Genomic DNA, 20,411 nt, shown 5'->3' on the forward strand with positions numbered 1-20,411 from the left:
ATATATGATATGAAAAAATTAATTTATTATTTTGGCAGTAATGGTAGTGATGGAAACGCTAGCATGAAGAATATACTTGGTAACAAAGGTGCCGGTCTTGCTGAAATGTCTAACCTAAAACTACCTATTCCTGATGGTTTTACAATAACTACAGAGCTATGTAATTACTTTTATACCCACAATAATAACTTTCCTAAAAATTTTCAAAGCGACTTAAAAAAAGCTATCACCGAACTTGAAATAACTACCGGTAAAATTTTCGGCAGTACAAGCAATCCTTTGTTATTATCGGTGCGTTCGGGCTCTACGATTTCAATGCCTGGAATGATGGATACTATCCTTAATCTTGGAATGAATAACGAAGTGTGTAATGCTCTTGCGGATTCCTGCGGTGATAAACGATTTGCTCTTGATAGTTACAAAAGATTTTTAGAAATGTACGGTTCAACGGTATTATCTATACCTAGTGATCTATTTGCACAAATTTACGAAAAGCACAAGATTCAAGCCGATATTTATAAAGATAGCGATATTACCGTAGAATTATTAGAAAAAATTATTGATGATTTCAAACGGTTGCATATTAAGTATACTAAGCAACTAATTAATGATCCTTATGAACAGTTAGAATCGGCAATTAAAGTGGTGCTACATTCTTGGATGAGTAATAGAGCGGTTATATATAGAAAAATCAATAATATTTCGGAGGTTTTCGGTACGGCTATTAATATTCAAGCAATGGTTTTCGGTAATTTAGGTAAAACTTCAGCTACGGGAGTTGCTTTTACTAGATCACCTTCTACAGGAGAAAAAAAGCTCTTTGGAGAGTTTTTAATAAATGCTCAAGGTGAAGACATAGTATCGGGAACTAGAACACCTATGCCTATTATTACACATGATTCAAATTCTATGCAAGCAATGATGCCGGAAGTGTTTAAGGAGTTATCACAAATTGCGAAAAAGCTTGAAGAACATTACTTAGATATGCAGGATATAGAATTCACTATAGAAAATAATAAGCTATATATCTTGCAAACACGTACCGCAAAAAGAACAGCCATCGCTGCTATTAATATTGCCGTACAAATGGTAGAAGAAAAGCTTATTTCTAAAGAACAAGCCTTAATGCGAATTGATCCGGAATCATTAAATCAATTATTACATACAAGAATTGATTACAGTAAGGGGCTTACTTCTATTGCCGAGGGGCTACCTGCTTCTCCTGGGGCTGCAACAGGTATTGCAGTATTCTCACCTTATGATGCCGAAAAATTATCTCATCATCATAAAGTAATTTTAGTACGCCATGATACTAGTCCCGAGGATATTAATGGAATGCATGTTTCTTCAGGTATTTTAACTATTAGAGGGGGAATGACTTCACATGCCGCAGTTGTGGCAAGAGGTATGGGGAAGCCTTGTGTTTGCGGCACAAGTAATTTATCTATAGATGAGAAAAAGCAAATATTAACAGCAGGCGACATAGTTATTAAACAAGGTGATATTATAACGATTGACGGAGGTAGTGGTAAAATCTTCTTAGGTGAAATGCCGTTAATTCAACCTACTTTCAGTGAGGAATCAAAATTAATTTTAGATTGGGCAGACGAGATTAGTAGCTTAAAAGTTCGTGCAAATGCCGAAACGGTTAACGATGCTTTAGTATCTATAAAGTTTGGAGCTCAAGGTATAGGTTTGTGTCGTAGCGAACATATGTTTTTTGATAAAAATAAAATTCCTTTAGTAAGGGAAATGATTATTGCTCCTGATATAGAACGGAGAAAGCTTGCTGTGCAGAAATTATTACCTCTGCAAACTGAGGATTTTAAAGCTTTATTCAGAGTAATGAAAGATAAACCAGTAAATATTAGATTACTTGATCCGCCGTTGCATGAGTTTTTACCTACCACCGAAGAAGATAAAAAGAATTTGGCAAATAACTTAAATCTACCTTTATCCATGATTAATCAACGTCTTCATGCTATGCATGAAGTAAATCCTATGCTCGGTCACCGTGGATGTAGACTTGGTATATGTTCGCCGGAAATTTACCAAATGCAAATTGAAGCAATTTTTACAGCTATTTTTGAGCTACATAAAAAAGAACATATAGAATGTAACTTAGAACTAATGATTCCTTTAATTAGCAATGTAGGTGAAATAAAAAAGCTTAAAATGGATATTTATGAGGTAATAGAGGAATTAGAGCAACGTTATAGATATAAATTTTCCTTTACGCTCGGTACTATGATAGAACTACCAAGGGCAGCACTCGGCAGTAAGAAAATAGCTAAGGAAGTTGACTATTTTAGTTTTGGTACTAATGATTTAACTCAGACTACCTACGGAATTTCTAGAGATGATATTGCTTCCTTCCTTCCATATTATTTAGAAGCGAAGATTTTTGAATCCGATCCATTTACTACTCTAGATGAAGAAGGTGTAGGAGAATTAATTGAAATTGCTATAAAACGAGGAAAAAGCAGTAATGCTAATTTGAAACTCGGAGCTTGCGGAGAGCATGCAGGAAACCCTAGCTCTATAGAATTTTTTCACAGAATGAATTTAAACTATGTTTCTTGCTCTCCATACCGAATCCCTATAGCAAGAATTGCCGCAGCACAAGCTAAAATTAAACATGGGTGATAATATATAATCATTGCGAGGAGACACTACCCCGTCATTGCGAGCGGTCGAAGACCGCGTGGCAATCTTGTCAAATATCCTGAGATTGCTTCGTCAAAATTTTCAATTTTTCCTCGCAATGACGGAAAAATTATTTACAAATTAATATGATCATAATATCGATATTAAGCATTTTTGGGTTTTCGTCTTTTTTTGCCAAATATTTCAAAACGAAATTGACTTTCGTTATTCCTGTAACAATCAGCATATTAGTACCGGTTTTATATTGTTTTGCTATGTTAAAGCTATTACCGGCTGCAACATATGTAAGTTATTTCATCGGTATATTTTTAGCTTTCATGTCATTCCTGCATTTCATAGGCGTTGTTGCAGGGGGTGGCTCCGCTCCTGTCATCCCGCGACTTGATCGCGGGATCCAATTAAAAATGTTTAGTATTTTTAAGTTATATTTTTGGATACCGTGGTCAAGCCACGGTATAACACCGCACGCATTTATTGATCTACGTAATAATACCTCCTTCATGTCATTCCTGCGAAAGCAGGAATCTAGAAAAAATATAATTGAAATCATTGTATTTACTTTATTGATTCTTTTATTTTTTCTTTATACCAGAGATTCATCGCTGCATGCTTATGATGATTTCTCACATTGGGGGATATTTACTAAAGAATTGCTATATTTCGGTGTTTTTAAGAATCAGTCTTTGTTAACCTCCATTATTACTACTCATGCCCATTATCCAAGAGGAGCTGCTGTTTATCATTATTTTATGCTGTTACTTTCAGGTTATTCGGACGGTAACGTATTATTTGCTCATTTCTTATTACATTTAGCATTTCTAGCTCCTTTAGCCGCAAATAAGAAATTGTGGCAAACCAGTGTGTTGTTCACACTTTTGCTTTGTAGTGTAGTATTATATACGACCGGAATTCGCTCAATATATAACGATAGTACTATTGGCTTAATGTTCGGAGCTATTTTTGCAATTTATATCCTTGAGGAAGACAAGAAAAAAGCATTATTGCTTATTTTACCTATTACGATATTACTTGCCTCTTTCCGAGAAATTGGAACATGGTTTGCTAGTTTTGCTTCAGTAATTCTTATAGCTCATTATACAATTTTTTATAAAAAACATAAAAAATCAAGTGATTACATTATATATCTAATTCTACTTACCTTACCGATTTTGTGTAATTTTATTTGGATGAGTTATTTTAAAAATACTCATGATTTTTTTGACAGAGGCGAACATAGTTTTAGCAATTTAGTATATATTGCTGAAAATTTTAATGAACAGCATAGATCATTATTACTAAATTACGGTAAATTTCTCTTGTTATTCTTAGTAAAAGAAGGAAGTTTAGTTGTATATACTATTTGTATAGCTGCATGGTACGGAATTCGTAAATATAAACCTGATTTGTTGAAAGAATATAAATTTTTCCTGATAAGTACGTTTGCGTGTTTTATAATTTTTGCTTTGTGGCGGTTATATTTATATTTCTTTAACTTTAGTTATGAGGAGGCAATTAGAGGAGCATCGTTACTTAGATATCTAGGATGCTATGTTATCGGTATCGGAATGATTGCAGCTGCATATATTAAAAATAGTATTTTCTTAAATAAGCAAAGTAATAAAGAGTTATTTATATTTCTTTTGCTTCTTGCTGTTTCTACGTTTTCCGTAGTAAAAAATATACTAAGAATCAAGCACTTAAACTTAGAACAAAAGAATTTTATCCAGCAAACGACAGAGATTAAAAAGCTATTGGCGCAAAGAAATAAAATTGAATTTAACTTTAGCGGTAAGAAAGATAATTTACAATGTTATATATTAAATTATAATCTAGCACCGTATTTAGGGAAAAAATCTTTACAAGAATGTATAAAAGCTCCTAAAGAAGCGATTATAGAAACAGAGAAAGAAGCAGTATACGTTCCCTTTAAATAGCGTTGAGGATTTGTTGCACAGCTCCTATGTCATTCCAGCAACGGCAGGAATCCAAACTTTTTTGTTGTCATACCGTGGCTTGACCACGGTATCCAAAAAAACAACTAGTATTAGTTGTTTTAATATTTTTACTGGATCCCGCAATCAAGTCGCGGTATGATAGACAATAAAAAACCGGTCTACGCGAGAATAACATAAAACCAATATAGATTTTAACAATAATGGATATAAAATATAATTTAGCTGCCGCTTACCGAATAATGGCGTATTTATCGCTGGATGATCATACTTATACGCATCTATCCGCAAGACCTAAAAATGCCGATTTTTACTATATTTATCCTTTTGGACTAAGGTTTGAAGAAGTAACTACAGAGAATCTTTTAAAAGTTAGTTTAGACGGAAAAATTTTAGAAGGGGAAGAATATCAATATAATAAAACCGGTTACTTTATTCATGGTAGTATTTATAAAGCACGCTCTGATATTTCTGCCATTTTTCATTATCATACTCCCGCAGCTATTGCCGTTTCTGCTTTAAAATGCGGGCTTTTACCGATCAGTCAATGGGCATTACATTTTTACGATAGAATATCATATCATGATTATAATTCTCTAGTACTAGATGCTGACAAGCAAAGCACTAGACTTGTTAATGACCTTAAGCAAAATTACGTGATGTTACTTCGTAATCACGGTGCTATTACCTGCGGCAAAACTATCCATGAAGCTATGTTTTATACTTACCATTTAGAACAAACTTGTAAAACGCAATGTTTGCTAAATTCCACAAAAGAACAAGAGCTTATAATCCCTTCCGTAGAAATATGTAAGCAGACGGTAAAAGACTTATTATCGTTTGAAAAAGATTTAGGCAAACGTGACTGGGAAGCTTGGCTGCGACTTGTGAAAATGTGATTTTTGCTTCTCATCTCCTTCTTGTAGTTTAGCCATACTCCCATATCAGAAAACTAAAAATATCAACTTATTAATTCTAAAGAATAAGGAGGATCTTCATGCCCTATTGTTACCATTCCGCTATGTTCACATACTTTTTGTACTAAGTAACCCCGATTATGGATAAGGAATAGAGAGGAAGGAAGGTTACAAGAGTTATTAAACCTTATATAAATAGGGCACTGAAGGAGCAAAATAAAGGTTTAATAACATGTGTAAATATACTACAATATTTTGTATAGTAGATAAATTTTGTAAAATTTATGAGAAATGGGTAAAACATCAATTGCTGAAAAGTAATAAGCAAAGATTTAGAGAAGGTAAGCTTTCCTTAAGTGAAGAACTCTCAATAATGATTTTTACCATTTTAGTGCATATAAACATTTAAAAGCTTATTACCAAAACTTTATTATTAATGGTAATTTGTTCAGGAATCCACCTTGTTATGAGAGATTTGTTCAGCTTATTCCTTCATTATTTCTGCCATTGATTGTGATGTTACATTACTTAAGTGGGAAAAGAACGGGAATTTATTATGCAGATTCCACACATTTTGCAGTATGTAAAAATATCAGAATTAATTCTAACAGAACTTTTAATAATCTTGCAAAAAGGGGACGTAGTTCTGTCGATTGGTTTTTTGGATTCAAGCTTCATATGATAATCAATGATAAGGGAGAAATTATTGCTGTTAAAATTACCAAAGGTAATGTTGATGACAGAATTGCATTTGAAGCAATGGTTATCAAAAAGGTCTAAAAGGTAAGTGTTATGATGATAAGGGGTTTATTTCAGAAAAAATGTTTACAAAACTTTATAAGCAAGGTTTAATAAAAATTACCGGAATAAGAAAGGATATGAAAAACTATTTATTACCTCTTTTGGATAAAATCCTTTTAAGGAAGAGATTCATTATCGAAACCATTTTTGGCTACATAAAAGAGAATTTTAATATTACTCCTTCCAGACATCGATCACCTATTAATTTCTTTACTTCTCTATTCTCTGCTCTTATTGCTTACCAACTTAAACCTAATAAACCATGTATTTCTTATCCATAATCGGGGTTATATATAAAGATATTTGCAAATTATTAATTAAGCATGAAGCTGATACTTCGAGATTTAAGCATAATAATGATAAGCATAAGAAAATATATAGCAATTATAGAAAAGTTAAAAGCAGAAATAATACAAGAAACAAGCATAAATAATGTAAATGTTTCTGAGGCTAATATTGAAACTAAAACAGGTTCTAGATTAGGAGAAACTGCTAAATCAAAATTCTTTTCACTTGATGAAATTAATACACTTGGTGAAAGTCAAACTCCTTTAGGCGGTGATATAAAAAATATAAAAGATATATTTAATTCTGAGCTTGAATAATGTTATTCCTACGGAGACAGGAAAGTATTGTTGAGTAGATACCCAATTCGTCATTGCGAGGAAAAACTATAAGTTTTGACGAAGCAATCTCAGGAGTTTGTTATTATTTGTAAAAGTAAAGAATTGATCTGACAGTTAAGGATTGTTGGGTACGAAGAAAAAAGATAAGATAGTACCTGGCAAGTTTTAACAACCTACTAAAAAGGAGACTGTCAGATGACAACATATCAAGAAAAAATCATAAAGCCAAGAATCGGTTTATTAAAACTCGCTGAACAATTAGGGAATGTATCACAAGCTTGCAAAGTAATGGGTTATAGCAGGGATACATTTTATCGTTACAAAGAGCTCCATGATCAAGGTGGGGAAGGGGAAGCTCTATATGAGATGACTAGATGTAAAGCTTGCATTAAGAATCGTGTGCCCGCAAATATAGAGGATGCTGTAGTTAATATAGCTGTTGAATTTCCAGCATTTGGTCAGGAACGTGCTGCTAATGAATTACGCAAGAGTGGGATAATCATTTCTGGTGGCGGAGTTAGATCTGTGTGGTTACGTCATGATTTAGAAAGTTTCAAAAAACGTCTAAAAGCTCTAGAGACTAAAGTAGCAAATGATGGTATTGTTTTAAGTGATAATCAACTTGCTGTTCTTGAAAAAGTTAAAAACCAACGTGAAGCTAGTGGTGAAATAGAAACTATGCACCCTGGCTACCTTGGTTCACAAGATACTTACTATGTTGGTAATATTAAAGGCATAGGCCGTATTTATCAGCAAACTTTTGTCGATACCTATTGAGGAGTAGCTATTTGTAAACTCTATACCGAAAAGACGGCTATTACAGCTGCAGACCACTTAAATGATAAGGTTATTCCATTCTTTGCAAACCATGATATCCCTCTGCTTAGAATATTAACTGATAGAGGTACGGAATATTGTGGAAAACCAGAAAACCATGCTTACCAACTATATCTTGGCATTGAGAATATCGATCATTCCAAAACTAAAGCATATAGTCCTCAAACCAACGGTATCTGTGAGCGTTTCCATAAAACTATGCAGGAAGAGTGCTATCACATTCTATTCCGCAAAAAATTTTATAATTCACTTGATGAATTGCAAACAGATATAGATAACTGGCTTGTGAGTTACAATAATGCAAGACCTCATTCCGGTAAACATTGCTTTGGTAAAACACCAATGCAATCTTTTACAGATTCACTTTATATTGCTAAAGATAAAAATATTGGTAATATTGGTAATATAGATAAAAATATTGGTAATATAGAGAGAATATCAGACAATTTGATGATTGCCCATCAAGCTGCCTGATTACTCAACTCTGTCAGATTAAGTCGTAACTTGTACAATTAAAATTCTCTTTTATGTAGCCAAAAATGGTTTCGATAATGAATCTCTTCCTTAAAAGGATTTTATCCAAAAGAGGTAATAAATAGTTTTTCATATCCTTTCTTATTCCGGTAATTTTTATTAAACCTTGCTTATAAAGTTTTGTAAACATTTTTTCTGAAATAAACCCCTTATCATCATAACACTTACCTTTTAGACCTTTTTGATAACCATTGCTTCAAATGCAATTCTGTCATCAACATTACCTTTGGTAATTTTAACAGCAATAATTTCTCCCTTATCATTGATTATCATATGAAGCTTGAATCCAAAAAACCAATCGACAGAACTACGTCCCATTTTTGCAAGATTATTAAAAGTTCTGTTAGAATTAATTCTGATATTTTTACATACTGCAAAATGTGTGGAATCTGCATAATAAATTCCCGTTCTTTTCCCACTTAAGTAATGTAACATCACAATCAATGGCAGAAATAATGAAGGAATAAGCTGAACAAATCTCTCATAACAAGGTGGATTCCTGAACAAATTACCATTAATAATAAAGTTTTGGTAATAAGCTTTTAAATGTTTATATGCACTAAAATGGTAAAAATCATTATTGAGAGTTCTTCACTTAAGGAAAGCTTACCTTCTCTAAATCTTTGCTTATTACTTTTCAGCAATTGATGTTTTACCCATTTCTCATAAATTTTACAAAATTTATCTACTATACAAAATATTGTAGTATATTTACACATGTTATTAAACCTTTATTTTACTCCTTCAGTGCCCTATTTATATAAGGTTTAATAACTCTTGCAACCTTCCTTCCTCTCTATTCCTTATCCATAATCGGGGTTATATTAGCAAATCGCTCGGCTTTATTTAAAAGATTTTGATAATATTTTGGATTATTTTGTAAAAATTCAGCCAGGTCAAAAGTTTCATCATTTTGTCCTTCCATATATCGCGTACATATTTCGCTACCTAAGTTTTTTCCTACAGCTATAAATAACTTTATTTTATCTATAGATTTAGTTTGTCACCAAAACCGTTATAACAAAGATATGCTAGAAGTGTTGCGGCGTCGGCAATTCCGAATACTAAAGTCTTTTGTAAATCTTTAATTGTCTGTTTTGCAAATGGTATATTTTCTAATGAATTATTGTATAAATTGCGAGGTGTTCTAAGTATTCCTTTTTCTTGTGATATATAGCATTCTTCCGGATATTGATTAGATATATTCGGTTGTTGTTGATACATAAAATATTTCCTCCATATTTATTAATAAAAAATAAATTTTAAGAATTAATTAATGCCTACAACCTCTACCGTGAATATGTGGAGGATGGAGTTTTATATGCTTTAGCATCTTTTTAAGTAGTGTATCACGCTTAAGTTTTGATAAATAATCTAAGAAAGTTTTGCCGTTTAAATAATCTATTTCATGCTGAATTACAGTTGCTAAAAAGCCTTCTGCTGCTAGTTCTTGCTTATTACCGTTATAATCAAGATACTTTACCTTGATTGCTTTTGATCGTGTAATAGATGCTTCAATGCCTGGAAACGATAAAGAACCCTCAATAAAAGTTTGTTTTTCTTCCGAAAAATAAGTTATTTCCGGATTAATAAAAACTATAGGCGATGATTTATTATTTTCATGTAGGTCAACTACCGCTATACGCTTTAATATTCCTACCATATTAGCACCCAAGCCCACTGCCCTTTCTATATGTAAAGTCTGAAGCATTTTATCAACAATAGTACGAATATTATCATCAACAATGTCTATATATTCTGCTTGTTTTTTAAAAATATCGTTTGGTGCATAAACTATTTGATAGTAATGTTTCTCTTGATTCATTAATATACTCCGGATAAATGAAGAGTTATTTTTGCATTGCTAAATAAAGATAGATATCGTTATTGCGAGCGAGCATTGTTGCGTGTATCAGTTTTTCCAGTGTCATCCCGCGACTTGATCGCGGGATCCAGTTTAAAATACTAAGATTATTAGTATTTTAAGTTATTTTTCTGGATACCGTGGTCAAGCCACGGTATGACACCCAGTGCGTTTTTCGATCCATGCAACAACGCCTCCTTGCAATGACGTAGCTTTTTCAAACCATCAATATTTATTTAGTAATGCCATTATTTAATTATGATAGCTGATAATATATTCTGATTATAAGGTTCTTGCAAATGATATAAGCATCTTTTACTTGGATATTTTAACGGATTTGTGTAAGTATCTTCAGCAATATTTTTTATATCTTTGACACCTGCTTCTTTAAGTTTTAACTCTACAAAAGCCGGTAAATCAAACATATAATGATTTTCTTTTATAGAGTTTATAAAAAACTGTTTATTGTTAATATCCTTACTTAAGAAAGCTTTATAATATTCATCATCAACTTCATATGAACTTTGAGCTATAGCAGGACCTATCACTGCTATTAAATTCTTTGCTCCTTTTTCTGTCATTTTAGTAACTATATTACTAATAATATTATTTATACTTCCTTTCCAACCTGCATGTGCCGCTCCGATTATTTTACCGTCGCCGCTTGCAAGTAATACCGGTACACAATCTGCCGATTGTACCGCTAATACTAAATTTTTCTTAGTTGTAATGCTTCCATCTGCATCAGGTACGGCAATTATGAACTCATCAGCATTAACAATTTGATTGCCATGTACTTGGTTTAAAATTAAAATATCTTGTGCTTTAAAATAAGTAGTAATAGATTTTTTGTTTTCAACTATTTCTGTTTCATTTATAGAGTTATTTTTTTTTATATATCTATGACTAGAATTATTGAATGTTTTATCAAAAATTTTATAATAAACTGATCCGTTTATTAATTCTTCCATGAAAATACCCCATATTAATTATAATAGTTTTATTAATACTTTATCCGGTCGTTTACAAAAAAATAAACAGCTGGAAAAAATAATAGCACAATTTCATCAAGACTATAACCTAATCCCTATTATCGGCGTAGAAATAGAGTTTTATTTAAGCCACAATATTGATATAGCTAAATTTGAAATACTTTCAAGAAAATACTTAGCTAGATTTAAAATTTCTAAAATAAAAAAAGAAAAAGGCAATAACCAATTTGAAATAGATCTCCCTCCTTCTGTAAACTTAATACAATATATAAAAAATATATTAGAGGTTAAAACTATTTTAAAAAAAATGGCACAGCAGTTAAACGGTTATATAGATTTTTCTCCTAAGCCGTTTTTGGATGATTATGGTAATAGTATGCATTTTCATATTAATTTTAATTCCGATTTCAATGATTATTATATAATTTTAGCAGCACAAGGGCTATGTCACTATATGTTAGACACCCTACTCGCTTTTATGCCGACTACTCTAGATTATTCACGGATAAATAAAAAATTTATGGCTCCTACACATATATCGTACGGTGGAAATAATAGAAGCGTAGCCGTAAGAATTCCAAATTCTTTTCCAAAACGTTTAGAACATCGCTTATCTTCCCCCGAAACCGATCCGTATATAGCAATTTTTACTATTTTAAAATCAATATTATTGGCTTTAAAATCTCCAAATTCGCTCCAAAAAATAGAAAAAATTTATGGGAACGCTTTCGATCCGCAATATAATTTAACTCCATTACCTACATCATCTCAGGATAGCTTTATGTTATTTAAACCGGAGTTTTTTAAATAATTTGTATTTTGTTCACAAAACCTAAAAACTAAAAAATAATTGTTTTTTTTACAACTAAAATAAAGATTGATATAAAGTTTTAAATATAAAACTGCCGAAATTGTTTCAATTAATTATTTTATTTTTGTAAAACTAAATACTTATGAAGTGCTTTAAGCCACACTTCACTCTATATTTTCATAATTTTTCATTAGATAATTAAATTCCGCACCATAGATAAATATCATATTTATAATATAGAAGAATATTAATGTAACTATTATACTACCAAGGGAACCATACATTAGATTTAATTGATTATAGTAGACTATATAAGTTGAAAGCAAATAGCCGCTTATTATCCATAATATCACAGTTAATAAAGCCCCTGGGAATACATCAATAAAATTTAGTTTTACATTAGGTAATATATAATACAAAGACGAGGCACCTAAAAATAATAAAATTAAAATTAAAGAATATCTTATAAAATTTAAAATGATCTTATATTTTTCAATGGTCTCTAATATTATCGGAATTTTTGTAAATAATATTGGAATCACCACTAAAAGAAACATAGTAAAGGTAATCAAGGCACTAATTATAAGAAACTGTATAATACTAAGTAATCTTCTTCTTATATAAGGGGGGGGAGATTTTATTTGATATACACGATTTAAAATAGTCCTTAAACATTCTACAAAAGAAGAAGCAGTCCAAATACTGCCTACTATGGCAAGATTCATTAAACTTTGAGGAGGAGCACTTAGTAATTCTCGTATTCTCTTTTCTATTGATTCCGTCGCTTGCTCCGGAAGACTCTCTAGAAAAATTTGTATAAAATTTTGACCAAGTTCTGAAGCTCCTAAAAAGCTTGTTAAAGCTAATAAGAATACTAGGAAAGGGAAAATAGATAAAAGTATCATGAATGACATATATCCCGAATGTTCAACGCCATCATCTTCTATTGTTCTAAATAAGGCTACGTAAAGACAATTAAAAATTTTTCTCATTACTTTAATCCTTGATTTGAAATATTAATATAGAAATGAAATTTTCCCTTGCATTAATTTTATATTTTTCTATAATACACTAAAATTTTATTTTTTTATAAATTGTAATTTATGCTTCAGTATTTAGCAATGCAAAAATAACTCTTCATTTATCCGGAGTATATTAATGAATCAAGAGAAACATTACTATCAAATAGTTTATGCACCAAACGATATTTTTAAAAAACAAGCAGAATATATAGACATAAATAAGTTTTTAAAACATAAGATATTCATATTTTATCTTTAAAATAATTTTAAAGTTCTTATAATATTTTTATTTGATAAGAAATAATTTTGCATGATTCTTTAATAATTATTTACCAAATGATTACAAAAAACTTATAAAATGTTATTTTATAGTTGCTTATAATATTAATTTATGGCATTATTTCTACTTACACTTGGATAAGTTTAATGGTACTAAATTACTAATACCACATGTTTTATAATAATATAGGATAATATCATTTTTGTTCAAAGAAAATTTTTAAATATAGATATAATTAGTAACCAAGGAGAAGATAATGGGTAGAAAAAACGATATTATACAAAAAATCGATAGTTTTATCGGCAAGAAAATTTATTCTTTAAGACTCGCTAAGGGGCTGTCTCGTCAACAACTTGCTGAAGTAATTGATGTTACTCATCAACAATTACAAAAATACGAAAAAGCAATTAATAGAATTTCTGTAGGAAGGCTAGTACTAATCGCAGAAGCTTTAGATAGGAATATTGATTATTTCTTTGAAGGTTTAGAAGAAGCTAATAAACCGCAGCCCGTACATACTCAACATCAACGTATGTGCATTGAAGTTTCAAGAAATTTTATGAAAATTAATAGCACGGAAGAACAACAAGCCGTTAATAATTTAGTAAAATGTTTAGCTGGAAAAGAAAAAACTAATGCATAAAGGCAAGCTGCCATCCTGATTATGTTTTGATATCATTTATGTCATCCCCGCGGAAGCGGGAATCTGGAAAAATAACTTTAATATTGATACAGAAGTTACATATTTGATAAAATAAACATATAAAAAACTTATTTTTTATATGTTTTACTAGATTCCCGCTTCCGCGGGGATGACATAAATGATATCAAAACATAATCAGGATGGCAGCTTGCCTTTATAATATACAGAATACAAATCTTGATCAGCGTTGTGGAGGAGAAGAATCTCTTTTAATAGGTTTTGATTTATTTAAAATTTCCGACTGAATGCTATCTCTTGCATTCATTAATGCTCCCATAATTTTTATATTATCTTTGATATTAACTCTATCTCTTTCTACTACCATTTTAGCTTTTTCAATATCCGGCTCATCTTTACTTATAGGTTTTAATTCAGACTGTCCTGATACTACCCTTACATCTTTCGTTTTAACACTACGGTTTTCAACTGCGTCTGCTCGTTTTTGTGCCTGTTCTTGTAATAACTTATCTATAGTTTGTAAACGTACCTCTTTAGATAAAGTTCTATCATCAATTAAATTAGCTTTAATGAAACTTTGCTGTTCTTCAGTAGAAGATTTAGTACCAAATTCCTTTACCAGCTCATCTACTTTTTTTGTTGATTCAGCTCTTTTTTCTTCGAGAGTTTTAAGATTACCATCTGGAGAAAGCATAGCACGAAAATTATTGACTTTCTCAACTGCAAGCTTAGAGATATCATTTAATATATTTGAAGTTTTTTTCACAACTTCTTCTTTTGAGACTTCACGTTTTTCAGGATGAGCATCTAAAACAGGGGTAATAACATTTTTTAATGCATTAGCTACATCTTGGGCTTTGTTATATATATCATCGCGAGGCTTGGGTTCTTCTATATTCTGTCCTTTTAACCCTTCAGTTAAATTTTGAGTTTCTCTATCTAAAGCTGCCTCACTCGCTGCATCTTTAGCTTTTTTAAGTGCTTCTTTCTCAGAGTTATTAATATTACTATTATCGATTCCGCTAGAAACTGCCTTAGTTATTTCAGGACCTCCTTTGCCTTCATAAATACCGTCTACTAATCCTTTAGTCATTAGCTCTCTATCAGGTAAATCAGTCTTACTTTCTGCAATACCTTTTTCCGCTGATGCAATAATAAGTGCTTTACCCGGTAAGGATAAAGAGGTATCACTATGAGTAGCTATAGTCTCGCCTACCCCTTTAACAATCTCTGCTTTGTCTTTAGCTTCAAGCGAGCTTCCTGCAACTGTGTTAGTAATTCCTTCAATTATTTCACTTTTTACCTCTACTTTAGCCGGACTATCTAAAACATTAGATGTAATGGCTTGTATGTTTGTTGTTTTTAATTCAGTATTACTTAGAGGATCAAATAAAATATCATTTACTTTTTTTATTGTATCTTTTTTAGTTTGTTCCGCCGTAATCTTATCTAAATTCTGTTGCATCAATTGTTGTTGTTCCGGGCTGAGAACTTGGACTTCTACACCTTTCTTTAATACAGAACCTAATAATTTTTGTTTTTCCGCATTGCTTAATTCAGAGGCATTAATCTTATCACCTACTGCTATAAGCATTGTCCCTTTATCTTCAGTAGAAAGGTTACTTTTTATTGCAGCATCCGTAATACCGTCAATTGCCGCAGCTCTACTTGCATCATCTTTAAGACTTAAACCGACATCTACTGCCTTTTCTAACATCTGCTGTTTTTGCTTCGGTTCAAGATTCTCTGAATTTAAAGCGATAGCTACTGTAGCTTCAAGCATTTTTGATTTTTCTAGGTCTGGGGTATTCTGATCATTTTTTATGGTTTCTAATACCGCATTTACTCCAGCTACTTTTGTGTCCGGTGTGAGGTCGTTATTATTGACCGTATTTTCAGTTAAAGCAATGATATTAGCCTGCTTTTCAGCAATATCACTTTTCTCATTATTAAGAATTACCGTGGCTGCTTCTTTAATTAAATCAATTTGTTTATTGCCGTCAGTTTCTTTTGTTAAACCTGCATTTACATAATTTAATAAATCTTGCATGCTGCCTGATAAAGCTGTAGCTGCATTAAGGAGGTTTGGATTCACTTGTTGCGACTGTGGCATCTGTGTAGTTTGAGTAGGCGTAGGCGTTTCAATAGATGACTGTAATCCTTGATTTGGATTTATTGTAGGTTCGTTTGTTTCTAGTGCCTTACTTTGCCTTTGTCCTATTATAAGATCTTCGGCTTGTGATAAGTCAACGCTCTGCCCTTGGTTTAGTTCTACCTCTTTCATCATTTCTTTATATTTACCGCGTGTTACCGCAAGTGTATAAATTTCTCCACCATGCTCTATATAAGCTATTGCGTCATCTCCGGTTCCAGCAAATTTTAAAGGTTTCGGTGAGCTTATTTCTTTAAGTTGAGGTTTACCGTTTGGTCCTTCTTCGTAGTGGGCAGTGAAATATACGGCTTTATCTTTGGAGGGCTTTGTGCCATCAGCTTTTAATGCTACCATCGATAAATGCATTGACCCATCGGCTTTATCAAGTTTTATAGGAAAATCTATTTCTCTATATGAGCTGATCTGAACCTGAGTACCGTCTTGTTTAGCTACAGTAAAAGGCTGAGTTTTAACAGTTGTTTCATTTAAGGTACAGAGTTCATCACCTGCATCATTTTTAACTACTGTTGCTCTAAGATCGCTTGCACTTACTTGATTTTTCCACTGTACCGGCTTAAATCCACCAGGGTATCCACTAGCGGCACTAAATGTATTATGAACATTTTTATAGCCGGCTATTTCTATTAATTCTAATTTCTTTTTAAGCTCAGGATTTTCTAAAGCCTTATCAATAAATTTTCTATTAGCCGGATTACCGAAAAAAGCATTTAATGTTTTATCTTTTTCTTCTTCTATTTCTTTTCTTTTTTGTTCAGCTAAATCACGGTCTGCAAAGGCTGCCAGGTCTTTTAATATTTGTTCTATTAAATTATCTTTTTGCGGTTGTATAATTGTTTCTCTTACAGCCTTGGTTATTGGGTCTGATGTCTGACCGTCAGGAGAGATATTGTCCAATAAAGCACTAATTGAAGGGGTAGATTGAGCAGAAGATGCAGAAGTAACGATAAAACCATCGTCAGCTGCATCTAGTGTAGGTTGAGCGGGAGCAGCTTGTTCTTGTTTTTTTTCATCTATATCGGATTCATATCCTTCATCATTTTCATATCCAGTATTATCTTTACTCATAAAACCTCTAATTTAACCAAAAATTAATTAGCACAAATTTTCCGCTGTCACCCCGTGACTTGACCACGGGGTGACACCAAAAAGACCGATCCATGCAAGTACTACATCTTTTTCACAGTTTGTGTTATACTGTCAAAGATAGTATATAGAGATTTTAGTAATATCAAGAAAAAACTGATATTATTATTGAGAAAATTTAATAGAATTTTTATATTCTTTATTGAGTTCTTTAGTTGCCCAAAGCCAAGTTAAGCAAGTAATTATAAATATAATCATTAAACAGATGGAAATAGATTGATAACTAGCGGAAGGTAATATTATAAATACCAATGATTGTAAAAATGCACTACCGGATTTACCGAGTTTTGTACCTATCACGTCGGCAGCAGCTTTACCTTTTATTTTTATTTCCGGATCTAAAGGAACATAGGCCATTTCTTTTGTTGAATCAAATAAGGTATATTTGCTTGATTTACTAAGCACATTTTGAATAGCACCTATTGTTATAGCAATTAAAGCAGGATCGGTTAGGATAAAATTTGCTATTATTAAGCCGGCAAATCCTTCAAAATTATTAACGGCAAAAAATAATATACCGGTAATAAAAACTATTAAAGGTGTGATAACAGCTGCCGTAAACCAGCCAAGTCTTCTAACTATATTTGAACCAAGTACGACAAATAAAATAGTAAATACTCCGGTATAGCTCAAATAACTTCCTATAAAAGCTGCATATTCGGTTGGAGTTTTATAAATTTTAGTAGCTACTGCTTTCCAAGGACCTTCTACTAAATTAATGGCAATGCCATAGCAGATAAGCAAAGTTGCAATTAATCTAATATGTCTTGACGATAGAATCATTTGAAAACTTTCGGCAATAGTCATAGATTTTTTCTTTGCTTTAAACCTGAGTAACGCCATATGCTCTTTGTCTAGTACTTTATGATTAAGCAGCCAAAAAGTTTTAATAGCTATTATACCTAAAATTAATACTATAGTTAGTATAATTTGTATAGAAAGTGTATGAAAAGACGATTGCAATGCAAATTTATTAGTTACGTAATCATTAATATTACTTAGATTTTCTAAAAACTGCCCTGCTAAATAAATACCTGTTTGACTAAGTAAACCGAATAACGGATAAAATCTTTTAGATTCTTCCACTGTAGTAATATTATTAACAAACTGCCAAAAAAGTAATGCAAAAACTACGTTTGGCCATAATTCGGCTATTATATAAAATAGTGAAAAACTCCATTTTGATAAAAGCAGTATAAACCATTTTAAATTAGGTAAACTTGCCGTTAAATTTTGAATGTTTACAGGGCTTAAATGCAGCATTTCATGATTTGGAAAAATAACGTAGGCAAATAAAGCAAAGAATGTTAAAAAAATTGATATAATAAGATAAAATATATTTTCTGCTTTCATCCTATTAACAAGCTTTACATAGATAGCAGTCATTAAGAAAGCTGACGGCATCACTCCCCAAAACTTCAAAAACGAGATAGTCTCGGCGCCTATCATAGTAGTAACAATACTATCTTTTAAAGCTCTAATTAGATTTTGGATAAATAAAATACAGAACATTAATAAGGTGATGAATAAAAATTTAGAAACTTCGTGGCGTTTTATAGGCCAGATATAATCGGTAAGTTTAGAAAGACAGGTATTGATTTTAGAGGAAGAATTTTCTATATTATTTTCTATATTATTGGGGTTAATCGTCATTATTTGGTCTAACCTATCATGTAATTGGAGCTTTGTTGTATGAACTGCATGTCATTCCCACGAAAGCGGGAATCCAGTAAGCTTTTTAAAAGATTTTTTGAAAAGCTCGATTTATCTCGCTTTACTCTACATCTAGAGCTTTTCCTGATCTATACAACAATACTATATTGGCTAGAGTTATATATTAAAGATTTTCTAAATTTAAGTCAAATTAAAATGAGTAATTATTGGTTAAATATTTATAAGCCAAGAGGCATAAGTTCTGCTATACTTGTTAGTATAGTAAAAAAAATACTCGGTAAAGTTAAGATAGGGCATGCAGGTACTCTAGACGTAGAAGCGGAAGGAGTATTACCACTTGCCGTAGGTGAAGCTACAAAACTAATACAGCTACTAATTAATGCTAGAAAAGCCTATATTTTTACCGTAAAATTTGGAACACAAACAGATAGCGGCGATTATGCCGGTAAAGTAATAGCAACGAAAGATTATATCCCTTCTCAAGAAGAGGCTTATGCCGTATGTTCTAAATTTATCGGTAACGTAACACAAATACCGCAGGCTTTTTCAGCTCTTAAAGTTAACGGCGTAAGAGCTTATAAATTGGCAAGAGAGGGGAAAGAAGTAGAATTAAAGCCACGAAATATAACTATTTATGATCTAAAATGTTTAAATTTTGATGAGAAAAATGCTACCGCTATATACTATACGGAATGCTCAAAAGGTACTTATATAAGGACTTTAGCAGAAGATTTGGCATTGTCCTTGCAAAGTTTAGGATTTGTGATAGAATTACGCCGTACTCAGGTTGGAATATTTAAAGAAGAAAATGCTATCCGAATTAAATCGCCTGACGAAATTACCAAAAATTCCCTAGAGGAAAAAAGCATAAAGATAGAAGCAATACTGGACGACATCCTGGTTCTTGATGCAACTGACAGCCAAGCACAGCAAATTAAATACGGACAGAAATGTTTATTTAATTATGAAAAAGACGTTAATCTTTTATGGGTTCGCTATAAAGGTGTTTTGCTTGCAATAGGTAGCTTAAACAAGAGTTGCTTTAATTCTTTACGAGTATTTAATTTAACACAAGACTTCTTTTAAAACTAGAAGTCTATATATTTAAGGAGAAATTATCGATGTCGATTACTACAGAACGTAAACAACAATTAATTAAAGAATATGCTATAACGGAAAATGATACAGGTTCAAGTGCGGTGCAATGTGCTATCTTAACTGAAAGAATCAATAATTTAACCGAGCATTTTAAATCTAACCATAAAGATCATACTTCAAGACGCGGATTATTAATTTTAGTCGGACGTCGCCGCAGATTACTTAACTATATTAAAAAGAATAATGTTAGCGAATATTTAGATTTAATAAGTAAGCTAGGAATTAGAAAGATTAAGTAGTACAAATATCATACCGCAACTTGACCTAGTGTCATACCGTGGTTAAGCCACGGTATGACA

At 31.8% G+C, this 20,411-nt stretch carries 20 protein-coding genes and 3 pseudogenes; 13 read left to right on the forward strand and 10 right to left on the reverse strand.

What is annotated here, in order from left to right; translation table 11 throughout:
- Window positions 1-9: 9 nt before the first annotated feature.
- Complete coding sequence (gene ppdK / locus RMONA_RS05605; RefSeq protein ID WP_023508186.1) at window positions 10-2,646, forward strand: pyruvate, phosphate dikinase; 2,637 nt, start codon at window positions 10-12, stop codon at window positions 2,644-2,646.
- Window positions 2,647-2,776: 130 nt separating this feature from the next.
- On the opposite strand, the gene RMONA_RS11290 is transcribed toward ppdK, so the two are convergent.
- Complete coding sequence (locus RMONA_RS11290; protein ID WP_156147428.1) at window positions 2,777-2,893, reverse strand: pyruvate phosphate dikinase; 117 nt, start codon at window positions 2,891-2,893, stop codon at window positions 2,777-2,779.
- Window positions 2,894-2,921: 28 nt separating this feature from the next.
- On the opposite strand from RMONA_RS11290, the gene RMONA_RS05610 reads away from it, so the two are divergent.
- The 6 genes and pseudogenes from RMONA_RS05610 to RMONA_RS05630 all read left to right on the forward strand — a co-directional run bounded on the left by RMONA_RS05610 (window position 2,922) and on the right by RMONA_RS05630 (window position 8,274).
- Window positions 2,922-4,601 carry a hypothetical protein gene (locus RMONA_RS05610; RefSeq protein WP_037231782.1) on the forward strand — a complete coding sequence of 560 codons (1,680 nt, stop codon included), beginning with the start codon at window positions 2,922-2,924 and terminating at the stop codon, window positions 4,599-4,601.
- A 221-nt stretch (window positions 4,602-4,822) separates the two neighbouring features.
- Window positions 4,823-5,518, forward strand: coding sequence for a class II aldolase/adducin family protein (locus RMONA_RS05615; RefSeq protein ID WP_023508184.1), 696 nt, complete (start codon window positions 4,823-4,825; stop codon window positions 5,516-5,518).
- A 534-nt stretch (window positions 5,519-6,052) separates the two neighbouring features.
- Window positions 6,053-6,316, forward strand: coding sequence for a transposase (locus tag RMONA_RS07435; RefSeq protein ID WP_046058374.1), 264 nt, complete (start codon window positions 6,053-6,055; stop codon window positions 6,314-6,316).
- Between the two features lie 29 nt (window positions 6,317-6,345).
- On the forward strand, window positions 6,346-6,618 hold the full coding sequence (locus tag RMONA_RS07440) for a transposase (RefSeq protein WP_046058373.1): 273 nt from the start codon (window positions 6,346-6,348) through the stop codon (window positions 6,616-6,618).
- 42 nt (window positions 6,619-6,660) lie between these two features.
- A complete protein-coding gene (locus RMONA_RS05625; RefSeq protein ID WP_157699824.1) occupies window positions 6,661-6,942 on the forward strand; it encodes a hypothetical protein in 282 nt (93 codons plus the stop codon).
- Between the two features lie 216 nt (window positions 6,943-7,158).
- Window positions 7,159-8,274, forward strand: a pseudogene (locus RMONA_RS05630) (IS481 family transposase).
- Window positions 8,275-8,287: 13 nt separating this feature from the next.
- Here RMONA_RS05630 and RMONA_RS08670 read toward each other — a convergent pair.
- The 5 genes from RMONA_RS08670 to def all read right to left on the reverse strand — a co-directional run bounded on the left by RMONA_RS08670 (window position 8,288) and on the right by def (window position 10,159).
- The gene (locus RMONA_RS08670) at window positions 8,288-8,464 is read right to left on the reverse strand and encodes a transposase (protein WP_242402797.1); all 177 of its coding nucleotides are present in this window, start codon (window positions 8,462-8,464) and stop codon (window positions 8,288-8,290) included.
- A 41-nt stretch (window positions 8,465-8,505) separates the two neighbouring features.
- Window positions 8,506-8,769: a transposase gene (locus tag RMONA_RS05635; protein ID WP_023507103.1), complete on the reverse strand. Its 264-nt coding sequence runs from the start codon at window positions 8,767-8,769 to the stop codon at window positions 8,506-8,508.
- Between the two features lie 361 nt (window positions 8,770-9,130).
- Window positions 9,131-9,259 carry a hypothetical protein gene (locus RMONA_RS10950; RefSeq protein WP_023508183.1) on the reverse strand — a complete coding sequence of 43 codons (129 nt, stop codon included), beginning with the start codon at window positions 9,257-9,259 and terminating at the stop codon, window positions 9,131-9,133.
- 62 nt (window positions 9,260-9,321) lie between these two features.
- Entirely contained in the window at window positions 9,322-9,558 is a 237-nt protein-coding gene (locus RMONA_RS05640) for a hypothetical protein (RefSeq protein ID WP_023508182.1), read from the reverse strand.
- Between the two features lie 49 nt (window positions 9,559-9,607).
- Window positions 9,608-10,159, reverse strand: a complete 552-nt coding sequence (gene def, locus RMONA_RS05645; protein ID WP_023508181.1) for a peptide deformylase — start codon at window positions 10,157-10,159, stop codon at window positions 9,608-9,610.
- 53 nt (window positions 10,160-10,212) lie between these two features.
- Between def and RMONA_RS11530 the strand changes: the two are divergent.
- Window positions 10,213-10,396 (forward strand): annotated as a pseudogene (locus tag RMONA_RS11530) (hypothetical protein); the annotation flags it as partial.
- A gap of 50 nt (window positions 10,397-10,446) precedes the next feature.
- On the opposite strand, the gene pgeF reads toward RMONA_RS11530, so the two are convergent.
- Window positions 10,447-11,169 carry a peptidoglycan editing factor PgeF gene (gene pgeF / locus RMONA_RS05650; RefSeq protein ID WP_023508180.1) on the reverse strand — a complete coding sequence of 241 codons (723 nt, stop codon included), beginning with the start codon at window positions 11,167-11,169 and terminating at the stop codon, window positions 10,447-10,449.
- Here pgeF and RMONA_RS05655 point away from each other — a divergent pair.
- On the forward strand, window positions 11,168-12,001 hold the full coding sequence (locus RMONA_RS05655) for a type I glutamate--ammonia ligase (RefSeq protein WP_023508179.1): 834 nt from the start codon (window positions 11,168-11,170) through the stop codon (window positions 11,999-12,001). The genes pgeF and RMONA_RS05655 overlap by 2 nt on opposite strands.
- Before the next feature lie 164 nt (window positions 12,002-12,165).
- Here the strand turns inward: RMONA_RS05655 and RMONA_RS05660 are convergent, their stop codons facing one another.
- Window positions 12,166-12,993, reverse strand: coding sequence for a YihY/virulence factor BrkB family protein (locus RMONA_RS05660; RefSeq protein WP_014014351.1), 828 nt, complete (start codon window positions 12,991-12,993; stop codon window positions 12,166-12,168).
- A gap of 166 nt (window positions 12,994-13,159) precedes the next feature.
- Between RMONA_RS05660 and RMONA_RS08675 the strand changes: the two are divergent.
- Both RMONA_RS08675 and RMONA_RS05665 read left to right on the forward strand, forming a co-directional pair.
- Window positions 13,160-13,240 (forward strand): annotated as a pseudogene (locus RMONA_RS08675) (peptide deformylase); the annotation flags it as partial.
- Between the two features lie 319 nt (window positions 13,241-13,559).
- Window positions 13,560-13,946, forward strand: a complete 387-nt coding sequence (locus RMONA_RS05665) for a helix-turn-helix domain-containing protein (RefSeq protein WP_023508177.1) — start codon at window positions 13,560-13,562, stop codon at window positions 13,944-13,946.
- Window positions 13,947-14,187: 241 nt separating this feature from the next.
- On the opposite strand, the gene RMONA_RS05670 is transcribed toward RMONA_RS05665, so the two are convergent.
- On the reverse strand, window positions 14,188-17,202 hold the full coding sequence (locus RMONA_RS05670) for a Sca4 family spreading effector (RefSeq protein ID WP_023508176.1): 3,015 nt from the start codon (window positions 17,200-17,202) through the stop codon (window positions 14,188-14,190).
- Between the two features lie 183 nt (window positions 17,203-17,385).
- Window positions 17,386-18,933 carry an NTP/NDP exchange transporter Tlc4 gene (gene tlc4 / locus RMONA_RS05675; protein ID WP_023508175.1) on the reverse strand — a complete coding sequence of 516 codons (1,548 nt, stop codon included), beginning with the start codon at window positions 18,931-18,933 and terminating at the stop codon, window positions 17,386-17,388.
- A 216-nt stretch (window positions 18,934-19,149) separates the two neighbouring features.
- Here tlc4 and truB point away from each other — a divergent pair, with 216 nt between their 5' ends.
- Both truB and rpsO read left to right on the forward strand, forming a co-directional pair.
- Window positions 19,150-20,040 (forward strand): tRNA pseudouridine(55) synthase TruB, encoded by an 891-nt coding sequence (gene truB, locus RMONA_RS05680; RefSeq protein WP_037231775.1) that lies wholly within the window; start codon window positions 19,150-19,152, stop codon window positions 20,038-20,040.
- Between the two features lie 35 nt (window positions 20,041-20,075).
- Complete coding sequence (gene rpsO, locus RMONA_RS05685; protein WP_008580203.1) at window positions 20,076-20,351, forward strand: 30S ribosomal protein S15; 276 nt, start codon at window positions 20,076-20,078, stop codon at window positions 20,349-20,351.
- The last annotated feature ends 60 nt before the right edge of the window (window positions 20,352-20,411 follow it).

Origin of the sequence: Rickettsia monacensis (genome assembly GCF_000499665.2) — a bacterium.
In the GTDB taxonomy this organism is placed as follows: domain Bacteria; phylum Pseudomonadota; class Alphaproteobacteria; order Rickettsiales; family Rickettsiaceae; genus Rickettsia; species Rickettsia tamurae.